The organism is Methanobacterium sp. (assembly GCF_016217785.1).
In the GTDB taxonomy this organism is placed as follows: domain Archaea; phylum Methanobacteriota; class Methanobacteria; order Methanobacteriales; family Methanobacteriaceae; genus Methanobacterium.
This window is the reverse complement of the sequence record NZ_JACRGA010000011.1, coordinates 31,110-47,245: the sequence shown is the minus strand read 5'-3', so window position 1 is coordinate 47,245 and position 16,136 is coordinate 31,110. Positions and strand designations below refer to the sequence as shown.

General features: G+C 38.5%; 17 protein-coding genes. 12 read left to right on the top strand and 5 right to left on the bottom strand.

Features of this window, described 5'->3' with window-relative positions; genetic code table 11:
• Positions 1–67 precede the first annotated feature (67 nt).
• The 7 genes from HY987_RS05265 (at position 68) to HY987_RS05235 (ending at position 4,889) form a co-directional block, all read left to right on the top strand.
• Positions 68–592 carry a nicotinamide-nucleotide adenylyltransferase gene (locus tag HY987_RS05265; protein WP_292756339.1) on the top strand — a complete coding sequence of 175 codons (525 nt, stop codon included), beginning with the start codon at positions 68–70 and terminating at the stop codon, positions 590–592.
• A complete protein-coding gene (locus tag HY987_RS05260; protein ID WP_292756337.1) occupies positions 589–1,029 on the top strand; it encodes a molybdenum cofactor biosynthesis protein MoaE in 441 nt (146 codons plus the stop codon). The genes HY987_RS05265 and HY987_RS05260 overlap by 4 nt, the downstream gene beginning before the upstream one ends.
• A 139-nt stretch (positions 1,030–1,168) precedes the next feature.
• Positions 1,169–2,332 carry an HD domain-containing protein gene (locus tag HY987_RS05255; RefSeq protein ID WP_292756335.1) on the top strand — a complete coding sequence of 388 codons (1,164 nt, stop codon included), beginning with the start codon at positions 1,169–1,171 and terminating at the stop codon, positions 2,330–2,332.
• A gap of 101 nt (positions 2,333–2,433) precedes the next feature.
• A complete protein-coding gene (locus tag HY987_RS05250; RefSeq protein ID WP_292756333.1) occupies positions 2,434–2,994 on the top strand; it encodes a UbiX family flavin prenyltransferase in 561 nt (186 codons plus the stop codon).
• Positions 2,991–3,578 (top strand): precorrin-6Y C5,15-methyltransferase (decarboxylating) subunit CbiT, encoded by a 588-nt coding sequence (gene cbiT / locus HY987_RS05245; RefSeq protein WP_292756331.1) that lies wholly within the window; start codon positions 2,991–2,993, stop codon positions 3,576–3,578. Before HY987_RS05250 ends, cbiT begins: the two co-directional genes overlap by 4 nt.
• Before the next feature lie 106 nt (positions 3,579–3,684).
• Entirely contained in the window at positions 3,685–4,452 is a 768-nt protein-coding gene (locus HY987_RS05240) for a hypothetical protein (protein WP_292756329.1), read from the top strand.
• A gap of 200 nt (positions 4,453–4,652) precedes the next feature.
• Positions 4,653–4,889: a pseudomurein-binding protein gene (locus HY987_RS05235; protein WP_292756327.1), complete on the top strand. Its 237-nt coding sequence runs from the start codon at positions 4,653–4,655 to the stop codon at positions 4,887–4,889.
• A gap of 253 nt (positions 4,890–5,142) precedes the next feature.
• On the opposite strand, the gene HY987_RS05230 is transcribed toward HY987_RS05235, so the two are convergent.
• The 5 genes from HY987_RS05230 to HY987_RS05210 form a co-directional block, all read right to left on the bottom strand.
• Positions 5,143–5,766, bottom strand: a complete 624-nt coding sequence (locus tag HY987_RS05230) for a molybdenum cofactor guanylyltransferase (RefSeq protein ID WP_292756325.1) — start codon at positions 5,764–5,766, stop codon at positions 5,143–5,145.
• Between the two features lie 120 nt (positions 5,767–5,886).
• Positions 5,887–7,377 carry an IMP dehydrogenase gene (guaB, locus tag HY987_RS05225; RefSeq protein ID WP_292756323.1) on the bottom strand — a complete coding sequence of 497 codons (1,491 nt, stop codon included), beginning with the start codon at positions 7,375–7,377 and terminating at the stop codon, positions 5,887–5,889.
• A gap of 268 nt (positions 7,378–7,645) precedes the next feature.
• Entirely contained in the window at positions 7,646–8,359 is a 714-nt protein-coding gene (locus HY987_RS05220) for a (5-formylfuran-3-yl)methyl phosphate synthase (RefSeq protein ID WP_292756321.1), read from the bottom strand.
• An 83-nt stretch (positions 8,360–8,442) separates the two neighbouring features.
• On the bottom strand, positions 8,443–9,666 hold the full coding sequence (locus tag HY987_RS05215) for an LUD domain-containing protein (protein ID WP_292756319.1): 1,224 nt from the start codon (positions 9,664–9,666) through the stop codon (positions 8,443–8,445).
• A complete protein-coding gene (locus tag HY987_RS05210; RefSeq protein WP_292756317.1) occupies positions 9,659–10,396 on the bottom strand; it encodes a (Fe-S)-binding protein in 738 nt (245 codons plus the stop codon). Before HY987_RS05210 ends, HY987_RS05215 begins: the two co-directional genes overlap by 8 nt.
• Positions 10,397–10,788: 392 nt before the next feature.
• Between HY987_RS05210 and HY987_RS05205 the strand changes: the two genes are divergently transcribed.
• The 5 genes from HY987_RS05205 (at position 10,789) to HY987_RS05185 (ending at position 16,125) form a co-directional block, all read left to right on the top strand.
• The gene (locus tag HY987_RS05205) at positions 10,789–11,391 is read left to right on the top strand and encodes a hypothetical protein (RefSeq protein ID WP_292756315.1); all 603 of its coding nucleotides are present in this window, start codon (positions 10,789–10,791) and stop codon (positions 11,389–11,391) included.
• Positions 11,392–11,564: 173 nt separating this feature from the next.
• Positions 11,565–12,566, top strand: coding sequence for a glycosyltransferase (locus tag HY987_RS05200; protein WP_292756313.1), 1,002 nt, complete (start codon positions 11,565–11,567; stop codon positions 12,564–12,566).
• Between the two features lie 63 nt (positions 12,567–12,629).
• Positions 12,630–13,685: a glycosyltransferase family 2 protein gene (locus tag HY987_RS05195; RefSeq protein WP_292756311.1), complete on the top strand. Its 1,056-nt coding sequence runs from the start codon at positions 12,630–12,632 to the stop codon at positions 13,683–13,685.
• A gap of 142 nt (positions 13,686–13,827) precedes the next feature.
• Positions 13,828–15,261: a flippase gene (locus HY987_RS05190; RefSeq protein WP_292756309.1), complete on the top strand. Its 1,434-nt coding sequence runs from the start codon at positions 13,828–13,830 to the stop codon at positions 15,259–15,261.
• Between the two features lie 213 nt (positions 15,262–15,474).
• Positions 15,475–16,125, top strand: a complete 651-nt coding sequence (locus HY987_RS05185) for a hypothetical protein (RefSeq protein WP_292756307.1) — start codon at positions 15,475–15,477, stop codon at positions 16,123–16,125.
• Positions 16,126–16,136 lie beyond the last annotated feature (11 nt).

Genomic DNA, 16,136 nt, shown 5'->3' with positions numbered 1-16,136 from the left:
ATATTATAATCTATAGTAAAATATGGGCACGTGAATAACCTATTAAATAACTAATTGGTGTTTTAGTATGAGAGGACTTCTGGTTGGGAGAATGCAACCTTTACACTGGGGACATATTCAGGTCATTGAAAGGATACTGGATGAAGTGGAAGAAGTAATCATTGGAATTGGCAGTGCACAGGTCAGTCACAGTATTAAAGACCCATTCACTGCTGGTGAGCGCGTGATGATGATCACGAAGGCTCTCTCTGAAAATAACGTACACGCTTCACGTTACTATATCATTCCAGTGCAGGATATTGAATGTAACTCCCTCTGGGTGGCTCATATGGAAATGTTAACCCCACCATTTAAACATGTGTATTCAGGTAACCCCCTGGTACAAAGACTCTTCAAAGAAAAGGGCTATGAAGTTACTGAACCACCATTATTCAATAGAAAAAGCTATTCCGGCACAGAAGTCAGGCGAAGAATGCTTTCAGGGGAGAAATGGGAAGATTTAGTTCCGGAATCAGTGGTGGAAGTTATTAATGAAATTGATGGTATTTCCAGAATTAACCAACTATCAAGGAAGGAGGTAAGTGACATATGATAATTGCCAAAATAATTTCAGATTATGAAGAAATCATCACCCTAAATGATTTAACCCAGCAAATCAAGGAAAGCAGCTCTATCAATGACTGTGGGGCTATATTCGCCTTTGAGGGAATTGTTCGAGGGAAAGATGAGGCTAAAACCACGGATAAACTCGTCCTCACCACCCCGGATACTCAAAAAACTGAAAAAGAACTTAAAAAGATCTTAGACCAGGTTCAGGAAAAACATGGGGTTAAAGATATTGCAGTGGTCCACTACCTGGGCCAGTTCAAACCTGGTGATCCATTGTTCTTGGTGGCTGTGGCTGGAGCGCACCGGCATGAGACCAGAACAGCTCTGGAGGAAATAATTGAAAGAGTTAAATACGAACTGGACTTTAAAAAAGAGGAAGAAGGCAGCGCAGGTAATAAAATTATCATGTCTGGAGGCTAAATTTTAGGTGAAACTAAATTTTAGGATTTCAAATGGAATATGAGGGTTTACTTTGTGGGGGTTTATATTTGAATTTATCTAAATCCATTAATTTGTGGGAAAATCACTTGAAGTGGGCATGTATGCAGGGAGATCTTAAATGAAGTTCATCAGGGATAGTGTCCATGGAGACCTCCAGTTAGAGGAGTTTGAAGTCAGATTAACCGATACTCCCGAGATCCAACGCTTGCGAAGGATCAAACAACTAGGATTCACCTATCTAGTGTATCCTGGTGCCAATCACAGTCGCTTCGAACACTCCATTGGAACCATGTACCTGGCTTCACGACTGGCCCGGAGCCTCCAGCTGGATGAAGATACCCATAGTCTGGTGCGAAGCTGTGCCATTCTCCATGATGCTGGTCACGGACCTTTTTCTCATGTATCGGAACGAGTTCTTGATTCATCCCACGAAGAACTCACCTCCAAACTCATTAAAGAATCACAGTTAGGAGATATCTTATCTGAAAAGTTTTCAGTAAAGGAAGTTTTAAAGGTGATTAATGGTGAAGGTCCTCTAGGGCAGATGATCTCCGGAGAACTAGACGTGGACCGTATGGATTACTTATTACGGGATTCTTACTACACAGGGGTTGCCTACGGGGTCATTGATGTGGAGCGCCTTATTTCCAACATGAAACTGGATGATGAACTTCTTCTCCTCCGAAGTAAAGGTGTTCAAGCTGCAGAATCCATGCTACTGGCACGCTATTTCATGTATCCCAGTGTTTATCAGCATCACACCACCAGAATCGTTAATTCCATGTTCCGACGTTGCCTGGGGAAACTCTTGGAAAAAAATGTTATCAAGGAACATGAAATTTACCGTTACGATGACATAGATATCATTTCATCAGCCCGGTCAGAAGAGGGTTACATTCAAAATATGATGGGAAGACTGGATACTAGACAGCTTTACAAACGAGTATACTCCCTGAAACTGGATGATATTAGTCATCCTAAAAGTATTTTCCAGATGAGTAACTCTACCATCCAGAAGGTAGAAGAAGAAATTGCCGATGATCTGGATGTTGATAAAGATTTTATACTGGTGGATGTTCCAGAATATCCGGTTTTCCATGAGATGACCACTCCTGTATCTGTCAATGGAGATATAATTATGCTGGGGGATGTTTCTCATCTAGTTATGGCATTGAAAGATGTTCGTTTCAACCATGCAGATCTATGTATCTACCTTCCTGAAGAATATGCAGAACAGTCATCTGGTCTTAACTTCATTGATTACCTGAATATTCCTGATTAAATTCCAAATCCGGATGATATTTTTAATTAAATTAACTATCAATCTTATAATGGCAGTTAAATCTAAAAGTTACAGTTAATTAAGGAGAACGCGGTGATAAAATGATAGTTGTAGCCATTACCGGAGCTAGCGGTGTTACCTATGGCGTTAGACTCCTGGAAGTATTGAAAGAAATGGGGAAGAACACCGCCCTGGTGGTAACAGAACCTGCAAGAATTATACTGAAACATGAAATGGGGATGGACGAAGACCAGTTAAGGGATCTTTGCCATGAATTCTATGAACCCGGAGATCTGACCAGTGCCATTAACAGTGGTTCCTGCAGGTTCGAGTCTATGATCATTGTTCCCTGCACCATGAAAACCATATCTGCTATTTCTACAGGATTTGCAAGTAATTCAGTTACCCGAGCAGCTGATGTGGCTTTAAAGGAGAGAAGGAAACTGTTACTGGTACCCAGGGAAACACCCTTACGTTCGGTTCACTTGGAAAATATGCTCAGAATTAGCAGGGAAGGAGCCATTATTCTACCAGCAATGCCTGCCTTTTACCATCAACCCCAGAACATGGATGACCTGGTGGATTTCCTGGTGGGTAAAATACTGGACGTACTTCACATTGACCATAACCTCTACCAGCGATGGCAGGGAGAGATCCCATGATCCCGGATGAGGATTTCATCCAGATTAAGGAAGTTCCAGGACCAACCAAGGAAGAAATAAGGTGCCTGGTAATGTGCAAAGCCCAGATATCCTCTGATGACACAGTGGTGGATGTGGGCTGTGGTAGTGGGGGATTAACACTGGAATCCGCTCAAAGAGCTGGAAAAGTTATTGCACTGGATAAAAATCCAGAAGCCATTGATATAACTAGGAAAAACCTGGAAAAACATGGTTATTCCAGTGAAATCCAGTTAATGGAGGGTGATGCCCTGGTTATAATTGAAGCTCTTCACTCATTTGATGTCCTCATTGTGGGTGGCAGTGGTGGTGATCTTCCCCTTATAATAAAACAGGGATATGAAAAGCTTAAAAAAAATGGAAGGATCGTGATAACTTCCATCCTCCTGGAGACAAGAGTGGAGGCAGTTAATGCCCTTAAAAAAATGAGAATGACACCGGATGTGGTTGAAGTGAACATTGCCAAGGGTAAACTCACAGAAAGAGGAACCATGATGATGGGAAGAAACCCCATTACCATTATTTCTGCGGTAAAAGATCTGAAATACCCTGTAGGGATAGATTGAACTCTTAAACTGGTATTTAATCCAAGTTGATATAAATCGACAAATTAAAGTTGATATTAATTGATAAATTAAAGTTGATATTAATCGAATAAAATAGGTGAAATTAATGAAATTATCCAAATATTTAGGTTGGAAGGTAAAACTGGGAATATTTCTAATATTCCTCTCTGCTTTACTCTACGTAGCCAATTATCTCATCTTCCATGACCTCCATGAAGTATTATTTTATATAGGTATTGACACTGCCTTTTTACCCATTGAAATACTCTTTGTGGTGCTGGTAATTGAGAATGCAATCAGCTCCAGAGAAAAAAAGCAGATGATGGAAAAGCTGAACATGGTTATCGGTGCATTTTTCAGTGAAGTAGGAACTGATCTTTTAGGGGCAATAACCAAATTTGACCCGGACACAGAACATATAAAAGACGATCTGCTCATCACTACCTCCTGGTCTGAAAAGGACTTTAAAAATGCTAGAAAAACCATCAAAGAATTCGATTACACACTCAACATCAACGGTGATTTGGAATCCATTGAATTTCTGATCAATGCTAAAAAGTTCCTGGTTAACCGGAGAAAATTTTTACTGGCTCTACTGGAAAACCCCAACTTACTGGAGCATGAAACATTCACTGAACTGCTCTGGGCAGTTTTCCACCTTATGGAAGAACTGGAAAACCGTGATGACATCTCCAAACTTCCTAAAGCGGACTACAATCACCTTTCTGGTGACGTGGTCAGGATCTACAGCCTACTGATCCTGGAATGGTTGCAGTACATGGAACATTTGATGAACAACTACCCTTACCTGTTCTCACTGGCCATCAGAACCAACCCCTTTGATCCCCAGTCGCATGTGGAAATATCAGACTAGCTGGGTTAAGTAACTAGTTGGTTAAGTATTAACCCCTAGAAATCTCCTATTTTTTTTTATTTTTTTTATTTCACACTGGATTATTATTAGCCATTTTTTATATTCAGGCATGATTAATTCCGCTTCGTTCATGATTAATTCCGCAACCTTTTTAAGTAGTGTTACCAATAACATTAAAAAACTAAAATGTGGTTGATTTAATGGAGAGTTTGACTCTCGAGCAGTATAGAAAAATGGTGGATAAGGTATTAGAGTTTAAAAGGTTGAATGGAGACCTGCCTGAATATGCGGTTGTTGAAGGCTGCCGCATTGATAAAAGAGAATATATTGACATGATTGAAAGGGTTAACACGTTCTTCCTTCAAATGGGAAGAAACCCTGGAAGCGTGGACATTACACCTCTTGACGATGTTCCCCCGGTGGAAATTTTAATATAAAGTTCTTAAAATAATATATTCCGCCAATTATTTCCATAAATCATTATAATCTCTTTAAATCCATTAGAATGTGTAATCTCCTTTTTTTACCTATCTAGGATTATCTAAAATAAACTAAACCTAACTAATTATTGAAGCCATTAGAAAGATTTCTTGTGTAAATAGTTAACATTTAATCTGTTTTAATAATATATCAATCAAATTAATCAGTTATATAGAATTTAAATCCTTCAAAACAAAAATATGCCTTTTTTTATTTTCTCAAAGTGGTAAACACATCTTCCGGACGATTTAAATTAATGAAACTTTTTTCCTCCGGATCTAAAGTTCTAACGTCAATGTAAACCACATTTATCTGTTCTAACAACGATTTAACATTTCGAAATCCATTTTTTAATTTATCTTGGATCACAGGAATGCATTCAGAGCGGTAATATGCATGTAATGGTTCAGTTGATCCATCGGGCCACATTGGAACCATGGCCTGAACATCACGCTCATCACTTAATTTGAAAATTTTATTTACAAAGTAAGTTGAGATAAAAGGGGAATCACATGGCAATACCAGAGCTCCATCAGATTTTATATGGGATAAACCAGTATATAATCCAAAGAGTGGTCCCTGGTCCATTTCAATATCGGTTACCATACGGATCTCAGGGGTATGTTCAGGATTTTGATTTTTAAACTCATTAACACATTTTATGTATAAATCAAGCTGTTTTTTGTCTCTTAAAACCAGTATGATCTCATCAACAATATCTTCAACAATCTCTAAAGTATGAATAATCAAGGGGGTACCGTCTAAAGCCATTAACCCTTTATCCTGCCCCATACGCCGGCTTCTGCCACCACATAGTATTATACAAGACTTCATGAATTTTTTAAACCTCAGAGTTATTCAGGATACATAAAGAAAATGTTCTTATTAAAGAAAATGTTTTCATCATTAAAAAAATATCCCTAAAATTTAAAAAAAATATTATTCCCCCAACTCTTACATGAGTCGGGTTGTGGGGTAGTTGGGACTTTCATTGGTTATTAACAGATCATGGGGATGGCTTTCGGTCATACCACTGGAGGTGATTCTGACAAATCTGGCTTTTTCCCACATTTCTTTTATATTAGAAGCGCCGGAGTATCCCATTGAAGCTTTAAGACCACCCATGAGCTGGAATATCACTTCATTCACAGGTCCTTTGAATGGTACAACTCCTTCAACACCTTCCGGTACCAGTTTAGCGTGTTTCATTGGCCCTTTAACTTCCTGGAAGTAACGGTCTGTTCCTGCTCCGGAACCTCCAGTCATGGCACCCAGTGATCCCATTCCACGGTACTGTTTGAATTTGCGGCCGTTCATTATAACCACCTCACCAGGAGATTCGGTGGTTCCTGCCAGGAGGCTTCCAACCATAACTGCATCTGCTCCCACTGCTATGGCTTTGGCAACATCTCCTGAGTATCTTAATCCTCCGTCACCAATCACTGGAACTCCCTGTTCCCTGGCAACGTCGGCCACAGATGATATGGCAGTTAACTGGGGAACTCCCACACCAGCTATAATTCTGGTGGTACAAATTGATCCAGGACCTATACCCACCTTCAAACCATCAACATCCGCACCAGCTATGATTGCTTCTGCTGCGTCACCAGTTGCAATATTGCCCACCAGCAGGTCAGCCTGTATGTTATTTTTTATTTTCTTGGCGGACTTTATAATATCTGGTTTGTGGGCATGGGCCACATCCATGGCAATAATATCTGCTCCTGCTTTATCCAGGGCAATGGCCCTTTCCAGGTCAAAGGGACCAGTGGCAGCAGCAACCAGGAAACGTCCATCAGAGTCTCTGACAGCGTTAGGGTGCTTTTTACGTTCTAATATATCTCTGATGGTTACAATGCCCACTATGCGGTTATTTCGAACTATGGGTAATCGTTCCACTTTGTTATCATAGGCAATGTCCAATGCTTCCTCTGGAGTAGCTGATTCAGTGATGGTCACCACTTCCTCGGTCATGAACTCACGGACCTTTTTCTGAGCATCGGAGTTTATAATGGGTTTAATGTCACGCCTACTGATAATACCGATTACCTTTCCATTATCCACCACTGGAAGACCACTGACATCTTCCATATCCATAATTATACTGGCTTCATGGATGGAACTATCTGGAGAAGTGGTTATAACATCTCTTATTGTCAGGTCCTCGGAACTTTTGACTTTTTCAACCTCTGCCACCTGTTCTTTAATGCTCATGTTACGGTGGATAACTCCTAAACCGCCTTCCTGAGCCAGTGCAATGGCCATATCGGCTTCGGTAACTGTGTCCATGGCCGAACTCACAAATGGGATGTTGAGACTGTAATTTCGCGATACCTTGCTTTTAGTTCCCACATCTTTTGGTTCAACATTGGATATGTTTGGAACCAGTAAAAAGTCATCAAATGTGTATCCTTCCGGGGCTTTTTTCAATTTATCTGAAAACATAACATTTCTCCTCCATTCCACCTACGGTGGATTAAAATTAAAAGTGAATCTTTAAAATCAACTAACAGTGACTTATGTCCAATCACCATTATGTAGGATCAACTCGTGATCACCTCTCTCTACTGTAATTATTTTAGAGATAGTTTTGTATTAAAGTTTTTTTTAGATGGTATAAATGGATTTTATTAAGTCCTTCAACCAGCTTTTAAAGACCTTAAATCAGCTTTTAAAGACCTTAAATCAGCTTTTAAATATCTTAAACCAGCTTTCAAAGACCTTTAACTAGTTCTTTTAGACCGGCAACAGCCTCATGATGTATATGTCCGGAATTTCGGTCTCCACCTACACAGGCAGCACCTCTTATTCCTGCCACATCGCAACCAAGCTCAGCAAGTAAGGGTAACTGTTCTTTGGTGACTGAACCGGCGAGTGCGGATTTAAGGCCATAATCGTGTATTTCATTGGTGAACTGGGAAATGGTTTCTTCATTCATGAAATCAAAAAGTGTTTTCCCGTCTTTAACTGCAGTGTCCACCATAGCCAGGTCGGCTCCACTATCTGCAGCTACCTTGGGTATGTCCATGGGGTCCACTGCACCTACGCGATGTGCATCGGCATATCCTGATGCCACAACAACCGCATCATCGTTAAATTCATGAACCGCTTTAACCACGTTTTCCATTACTTCCAGAGCTTCAGAGTAGTTTTTGGTACCATATAATCCTACCTTTATATAATCTGCACCGGAAACAACTGCACCAGCAGCTGCCAGGGCCACTGTCCCTGGTTTGTATGGGACATCTCCCAGAGTTGCACTAACTTGCATGTCCTTGGGGGTTATTTCACGTATATTTTTAATGACCCAGGGGAAATTAGCCCCTAGTGAACCCTCTTTAGGATTTTTAACGTCAATTATATCTGCACCGCCATCTATGGCTTCTCGTGCTTCTTGTGTGTTTATAGGACTGATCAAGAGAAGCAAATATGATTCCTCCTTTTTATTATATATCAAGTCTTGTAACTAATATTTAAAACCTATGATTCTTATTAGGGCAATTACTTATTTTAAATTAATTTATTATTCCTTTGTTTAAATGGAGACCTTCTCTTTTTAAGGTTATTCCGGATTTTACCATGTTTTTCTGGATAAATTTCCTTTTCAACAGATTCACTCCTTAACTCCTCCATCATAATATTTACCGGAATCTCCACCGGACATTCAACAGTGCACAGACCACATAAAGTGCACTTGAAAAGCCCTGAGTCGAAACAAACCATTTCGTCATGTATATAATGGCTTAAAACAACACCTCTACCACCTAAATGGCGCAGGTAACCAAACTCCGGTCCAAGGGTGGTGTACACCGGACAGTTTACAATACAGGCCCCACAACCAATGCACCACAAAGATTCCTTTTTCTCCTGAAGAGCCTGAGTACGTCCGTTATCTAGAAACACTACCACCACACGTTTAGCACCATACATGTCATCCAAGATGATCTGTTCAATATCGGCAGTCTTGGATGGAGAAGATATAACATTCATATAGGCCGGAACTGTTTTACCAGTGGCGTAGATGGTCTCCAATTTCACCACTGACACTGTGTCTTCCAGGGTAGGCACCAACTTGTCAATACCCACCAGGATAATGTGAAGGTCTAAGAGGGTGAGTAGGCTGATATTGCCTTCATTGTGAACCATTAAAAGGGAACCGTCTTCAGCAGCCACTGAGTTAGCACCAGTGATACCTATGTTGCACTTTGAAATTTTCCCCATTATATCCTCTTTCACTACATCCAGAATGGCTCGTGGTTCAGCTTTAACCTCTATATTGAACTCATCGGATACAATTTCTGCTATGTTCTCCATATTAAGATGACAGGCCGGTCCTATGGGATGGGTGGGGTTACTCTCATGAAACTGCACGATTCTATCGCCTAAATCAGTTTCCAGAACTTCCACATCCTTTTTTTCCAGGTACTCGGTGAGTTGCACTTCGCCTGCGGTGTTGGATTTGGATTTTGCCACCATATCCTCATTTTTAACCAGATGGTAAATGGCCTCTCTTGCTTCTTCAGCATCTTGGGCCATGATTACTTCGATCCCATTATTTAGAAGGTTTTCATGGGCCTTTTCCAGGAGGGCAGGTAGATGTTCAATGGAATTTTCCCGGATCTTTTTAACCCTTTTCTTTAAAGCAATTGTACGTTCATCCTGAAGGAGGGTTGCCCTTCTTTTATTGAGTATATTGAAGGATCGGTTCATGATTTTGATGGAAGGATCATTCATGATTAAGCCTCTTTAATAAAAATTGGGATAAATCAATGATATTCAGATTTCCTTTTTTTTCTTCAGTTAGGTTATCACTAGCAGTTAGGTTATCACTGGAAGAATCTTCCTGAGACTCCAGGTTGAGAATGCAGAATGGGCAGCAGGTCACTAGAGTCGTAGCACCGGTACTTTTGGCATCATCCATGCGTTTACAGGCAATTTCTCCAGATAACTCCTGGAAGGCGGATCTAACACCCCCACCAGCCCCGCAGCATCTGGCTTTTTCCTGGTTGCGTTCCATTTCCACCAGTTCCGCGTAGGGATCCATAACCTTACGTGGAGTTTCATACTCACCCATATGACGTCCCAGGTGACAGGGGTCATGGTAGGTTACCTTTTCATTGGTCACGGATAGTTCAAGCTTGCCCTTCTCGATTAATTCACTGAAAAGTTGAGATGTGTGGATAACATCAATTTGTTGGCCTAAAATCTCAGGATAATCTTCCTTAAAAGTACGATAGCATCCTGCACAGGAGACCAGAACCTTCTCACCCTTAAGATCCTGTAGAGTGTCCTGCATTATGTTAAGGGCATCATCGTGAAAACCGGTACGTAAAAGCACGGAACCACAGCACCCCTCATTATTCAGAATTTTGTAATTGATTCCTGCTTTTTTTAACAGTTTTTCTGTGGCATCCGGGATTTTTTGCAGTTTTTCCCGTGACAGGCAGCCTCTAAAGTAAATCATAAATCATTCACCTTATAACATGTTTCTTCTTATTTAGATATTCTCAAACAGATTCTAATTTATTCCAAATCCAATTAGATTATATATTCAAATTAGATTATATATTCAAATGAAATTCAAACCCATTATAATAGTTAGAACTATTACAAAACATGAAATATCATATTAGTTTCGAATAGTCTAACCTAATTTAATATCCAATTAGAATGTGTTACTATATGGATATGTTGTTTAATCAAGATTATAGTGATCTATGGTAACTTACTTACAAGAATAAGTAACCTTACCACAAGAACAAAAAAATAGATTTGTTGGTATTAAGAAGAGAATTTAGATAGGTAAATCATAGATAGGTAAATCATCAAATTATAAAAATTTTTAGGAGATTTTAAATGACATATTTAATCTGTGAAAATTGTGGGGGTTATTACGAGCTTCAAGAAGGGGAAAAGGCAGAAGATTTTAGTGATGAATGTGAGTGTGGTGGAAAATTAGTCTACACTGAATCTCTCTCAGGTAGTCATGCGGAAACAGAAAATCATGAGGATGACTCACCTGTTGATGAACCATCCCCTAACAAAGAAAAAGATATTGAAGAGAATATATTGAAATTAAACCATGATTCAAAACGTGAGGAAGTTAAACACGCTACAGAATTACAGGAAATATTGGATGTTAAGGGATATTATATCATTAAAGGAATGGGTCCTGGTCACTCTATTAAAGTTCTTACTGAGGGAATAGAAACAGGTAATGGACAATTTATTGGATTTGAGAATATCCTCAGTATAGAAGATACCAGTACTATCAGTCCTAAAACTCAAAAAAAATCAGGTATTGGTGGTTTAATTTCATCTGGCCAAGCACTCCTTGCTTCAAAGAGAAGGACATTGAAAATCGTATTCAATAACGGTGAAATTGAATTCAGAGATATTAAGAAAAGTGATGCCAAAAAATTGGTTAGTTTTGTAAATAGAATGTTAAATAAGGATTAAATAACCCTTAAAAAATGAGTTATTTAATTATTTTTTACTTAAATATAATACCAATAAGAGTAAATAGAATAATAATATTCGAATTTATCAATAATAACTAATAATAGAGTATAGAATTAAACTATACTTCCCCACTTCCAGAGATAAGGCTAATTTAGGTTGTATGGTGCGTCATGAGTCTTATAGATATCATTGTAGGGGTAAAGAATGAGGAAAAATACATCCGAAGATGTATTCGGAGCCTGCAGGATCAAACTATTAAAGATATACATATTCTGGTTGTCGACGGAGTTTCCAGTGATAAAACACCCCAAATTGTCAGTGAAATAGCTGAAAACGATTCCAGGGTGAGGTTGCTTGAAAACCCTCTGGAGGTTATAAGTTCTGGTCGTAACATTGGATTAAATGCATCTGGTGCGGAATACGTGGCCTATCTCGATGGTCATTGTTACGTGGATGAAGATTGGCTGGAAACTCTCTACAACACCTTTAAAACTTACTCCCATGGATGTAAACTGGCAGCTGTTGGTTCAACCTATTCATCCCCTCAGGATGACTCGTTTTTTGGCAAAACAATTGCCCATTCTTTACAAACCTTTTTCGGTGGATTTGGAACAGCATACACCTCTAGTGATAAAATCGCTCCTGTGGAAACAGTTGCCTTTGCACTTTACCGGCGTTCCACCCTTCTAAATGAACACGTGGCCTATGATGAGACCATGACTCAGTGTGAGGACACTGATTTCAACTATCAGCTTATTAAAGCCGGTTACTTGCTCCTGAAGCATCCACGTGCACTGGTTCATCAGTATCGCCGCAGCAACCCCCAGCAATTTTCGAGACAGATGGTTAATTATGGGGAAGGAAGGGCCAGATTCACCCGAAAGTATCCAGAAACCTTACACTGGTATCATCTCATTCCTTTAATCGTTTTTTTTTATCCAATTTTATTTTTGATAGTTCTATTCCTGCTGGTAACTGGCTTTATAGGATTAAACATATTCTTGCTAGTATCAGCTCCTATTCTTATTTACCTCGTTATTGATCTGATTTATGCATTTAGTATCTCCATAAAAATCAATAATTGGAAAGGAGTTTGTTCAATGATTATATTTCCTATTGTACACTTTGGATACGGAATTGGCTTTTTAAAAGGTTTTCTTATTAAAAGATAATTGTAAAAAGTGTGATGAAAAACATTATTACACATTTAGATATGCTGGAGAAATAAAAATCAGATGAAGAATAAGGCCGCCCCCCAGGTTTCCATAATCGTTTTAAACTGGAATGGCTGGGAAGACACTGTGGAATGTTTGGAATCCATTTACCAGATTAAATACCCCAATTATGAGATCCTGGTTGTGGACAATGCTTCCCAGGATGACTCCATCCCTAAAATTAAACAGTATGCACAGGGGTTGGTAACGGTTGAATCTGGGTTTTTTGAATACAATTCTCTGAATAAACCACTGGAAGTTTTCGAATTTCCTGAAAAAGAATACCTTAATCCCGAAAATATTAAAACTGACCTTAACCCTATTCCTTCTGATAAAAAGTTAATCCTTCTTCTTAATAATGAAAATCATGGTTATGCTAAGGGCAATAACCTGGCCATGAATTTTGTTTTAGATAAACTGGATTCTGATTACATCCTGGTGTTAAACAACGATACTGTGGTCCATGAAAATTTACTCCTGGAAATGGTGAATGCTGCAGAAGAAGATGTGAATATTGGCTGTGTCACACCCAAAGTTTATTATTATGATTACAAGGGTAGAAGGGATGTTATTAGTCATGCTGGTGAGACATTTAACCTTTACATAGGTAGGGGGAAGCGATTCTGCAAGGATCAGGTCGATGATGGTCAGTGTGACCAATCGCGTCCTGTGGATACCATTGAAGGTTGTTCTATTCTGTTTAAAAGGGAAGTGCTGGAGAAGGTGGGACTTTTTGATCCCCTATATTTTGCATACTGGGAAGACACCGACCTTTGCTTCAGAATCAGGGAAAATGGGTATAAACTTTTATACGTCCCCCAAGCACGAATATGGCATAAGATAGGAGTTTCATGGGATAGTTATTTCAGTTACTTTGTAATTTATCATTACCTGGTGAGAAATCGTCTGATATTCATGTGGCGCTTTGCATCCAGACTTCAAAAAACCACTTTCAGCATATTCTTCATATTCTACCTCCTGGCAAATATAATATTGATGCTTTTAAAAGAGGATTTGGAAACTTCAAAAGAAGGATTAAGGGCAATTTCCGATGGTATAAATGATTTCAGAATCTAAATCAGATTTGAACAGATCAAGCATGTTCAATAAGATAAAATTTGGGACCGATTAAAATATAGGCGTTAAAAATGATAATAATAGATAAATCGAGCTAATATTAAAAATAATCCAATCTTTCAGACTTAAACAGGTTATTCATATGAATAAAGTTAAGGGCATAGCCAAAAATATGGGATTTCTGTTTATTTCCCAGATCATAACATATATCATTGGTTTTTTCATCACCATGTACACTGCCCGTTATCTGGGCGCTGAAGGATTTGGTATTCTATCTCTGGCCCTCTCCATTACTGGAATCTTTGGCATCGTGGTTGATATGGGCTTGGGAGCATTGATGATCAGAGAACTTGCCCGTGACCATTCTTTCAGGGACAAATACCTGTCAAATGTGATAGTTATCCGATTCTTTCTATCTTTCCTGATGTTCGGGCTGCTGATATTAACAGTTAACCTAATCGGATACTCTCCTCTGGTTACAGATATAATCTACATAATTTCATTATACGTAATAATCAATGCTTTCGTTGGAGTATTTACATCTGTATTCCAATCATACGAGAAAATGAATTATTTCTCGGTTGTCACCGTTATAAACAGTTTTTTAATGTTATTTGGAGTTATAATTGGGATATCCTTCAAATTAGATATCATATACTTCGCATCTGTTTACTTAATCACAAACGCCCTAACACTACTATTTACCATGGTACTATACTTCTGGAAGTATTCAATTCCCCACTTTGAAGTTAATTTTGACTTCTGGAAACCCACCCTAAAGGAAGCATTGCCCTATGGACTTGCAGGGATATTTGTAACAGTTTATTATTCCATAGATTCTGTTATGCTTTCGGTTATGGTTGGTAATGAAACTGTAGGCTGGTATAATGCAGCATATAAACTGGTTTTTGTTTTTTTATCTTTATACTCAGTTTTTACAGTGGCTATTTTCCCGGTAATGTCCCGTTTCTACAAGGACTCCCAAGAATCCCTGAAATATACCTACGAGCGCTCATTCAAATACCTGTTAATAATCAGCATCCCCATTGCCCTGACTGTATCTGTATTAGCCAATAAAATAATTCTACTAATTTATGGACCTGCTTACTCCCCATCTATAATTGCACTTCAGATACTAATCTGGACCATCATCTTCATGTTTATAAATGGACTTTCAGGTATTTTATTGGGTTCCATCAATAGACAAATCGTTGTCACAAAGATCACCGGATTTAGTGTTATCTTAAACGTGGCACTGAATTTAGTGTTAATACCAAAATATAGTTATTTAGGTGCCAGTGCTGCCACTGTTATCACCGAACTGGTGAGTGTGCCTCTTTTGGTGTATATTCTGTGTAAGACAGAGAATGTGAGTTTTAAAAAATTGATAAAGGACTTGCCCAAAATTATTTTTTCAAGTTTGATCATGGTAATTCTTTTCATGTTCCTCAACAGTTTAAATACCATTATTTTACTTGTAATTGTTTTCACAGCATATGCGGTGGCTTTATTTCTTACCAGAACATTTGACAATGAGGATTTCAAACTGTTAAAAAGTTTAATCAACAAAAATTAATCAGAAAAACATTGAAAAATCAGGAAAAACAGGAAGGGACATATTACAACATTTAAAACCCGGCTTTCATTATACAATGAAAGTTTAAAAGGAATTGCTCCATATATGGGTATAAATAAATATTAATTCAGGATAATATATCAAATTTTATAAAGAAATCCAGGACCCGATGTCATGATTCTGACGTATTTTTCTCGAAAAATTAAAAATATAATGAAACGCGCACTGCATGATCATTATTATATTTTACCCTACTCCTATTCCAAAACCCTCAAGTTGTTCCGTAAATTTACATTCAATGGAGAAAAATACGGATATTTTTACCATGAATACAACGAGGCCTGGGGAAACGAGAGATCTGTTGAAATTCCCATTATAAAAAAATATGTGGATGAATATGACTGTGATGAGATTCTTGAGGTTGGAAACGTTCTTTCCCATTACTTCAAAACATGTCATGATGTTGTTGATAAATATGAGAAAGTTGATGGAGTGATTAACCAGGATGTTGTGGATTACAATCCCAAAAAGCGGTACCGGTTAATTGTTACCATATCCACCCTGGAACATGTGGGTTGGGATGAGGAACCCCAAGATCCTGAAAAAGTTTTTTTGGCCCTGGATAATCTAAAAAATTGCCTTGCACCTGGCGGTAAATTAATTGTCACCATACCCATAGGGGGAAACCCACACCTTGATAACTTTCTCAAAACAGGGAAAATAAATTTCACTGAAAATTATTATCTGAAAAGAATATCTCAATCCAATAGATGGGTTGAACTTGGTTCTGACTTTATTGAAGCAAGTTACGGGTCTCCTTATCCCCTAGCAAATGCTTTATTTGTGGGTATTTATGAAAAATAATCTTAAATGTG

Bases quoted from the DNA above. Each gene is read 5' to 3' on its own strand.
- HY987_RS05265 (WP_292756339.1), top strand. From the start codon at position 68: ATGAGAGGACTTCTGGTTGGGAGAATGCAACCTTTACACTGGGGACAT.
- HY987_RS05260 (WP_292756337.1), top strand. From the start codon at position 589: ATGATAATTGCCAAAATAATTTCAGATTATGAAGAAATCATCACCCTA.
- HY987_RS05255 (WP_292756335.1), top strand. From the start codon at position 1,169: ATGAAGTTCATCAGGGATAGTGTCCATGGAGACCTCCAGTTAGAGGAG.
- HY987_RS05250 (WP_292756333.1), top strand. From the start codon at position 2,434: ATGATAGTTGTAGCCATTACCGGAGCTAGCGGTGTTACCTATGGCGTT.
- cbiT (WP_292756331.1), top strand. From the start codon at position 2,991: ATGATCCCGGATGAGGATTTCATCCAGATTAAGGAAGTTCCAGGACCA.
- HY987_RS05240 (WP_292756329.1), top strand. From the start codon at position 3,685: ATGAAATTATCCAAATATTTAGGTTGGAAGGTAAAACTGGGAATATTT.
- HY987_RS05235 (WP_292756327.1), top strand. From the start codon at position 4,653: ATGGAGAGTTTGACTCTCGAGCAGTATAGAAAAATGGTGGATAAGGTA.
- HY987_RS05230 (WP_292756325.1), bottom strand. From the start codon at position 5,766: ATGAAGTCTTGTATAATACTATGTGGTGGCAGAAGCCGGCGTATGGGG.
- guaB (WP_292756323.1), bottom strand. From the start codon at position 7,377: ATGTTTTCAGATAAATTGAAAAAAGCCCCGGAAGGATACACATTTGAT.
- HY987_RS05215 (WP_292756319.1), bottom strand. From the start codon at position 9,666: ATGAATGATCCTTCCATCAAAATCATGAACCGATCCTTCAATATACTC.
- HY987_RS05210 (WP_292756317.1), bottom strand. From the start codon at position 10,396: ATGATTTACTTTAGAGGCTGCCTGTCACGGGAAAAACTGCAAAAAATC.
- HY987_RS05205 (WP_292756315.1), top strand. From the start codon at position 10,789: ATGACATATTTAATCTGTGAAAATTGTGGGGGTTATTACGAGCTTCAA.
- HY987_RS05200 (WP_292756313.1), top strand. From the start codon at position 11,565: ATGAGTCTTATAGATATCATTGTAGGGGTAAAGAATGAGGAAAAATAC.
- HY987_RS05195 (WP_292756311.1), top strand. From the start codon at position 12,630: ATGAAGAATAAGGCCGCCCCCCAGGTTTCCATAATCGTTTTAAACTGG.
- HY987_RS05190 (WP_292756309.1), top strand. From the start codon at position 13,828: ATGAATAAAGTTAAGGGCATAGCCAAAAATATGGGATTTCTGTTTATT.
- HY987_RS05185 (WP_292756307.1), top strand. From the start codon at position 15,475: ATGAAACGCGCACTGCATGATCATTATTATATTTTACCCTACTCCTAT.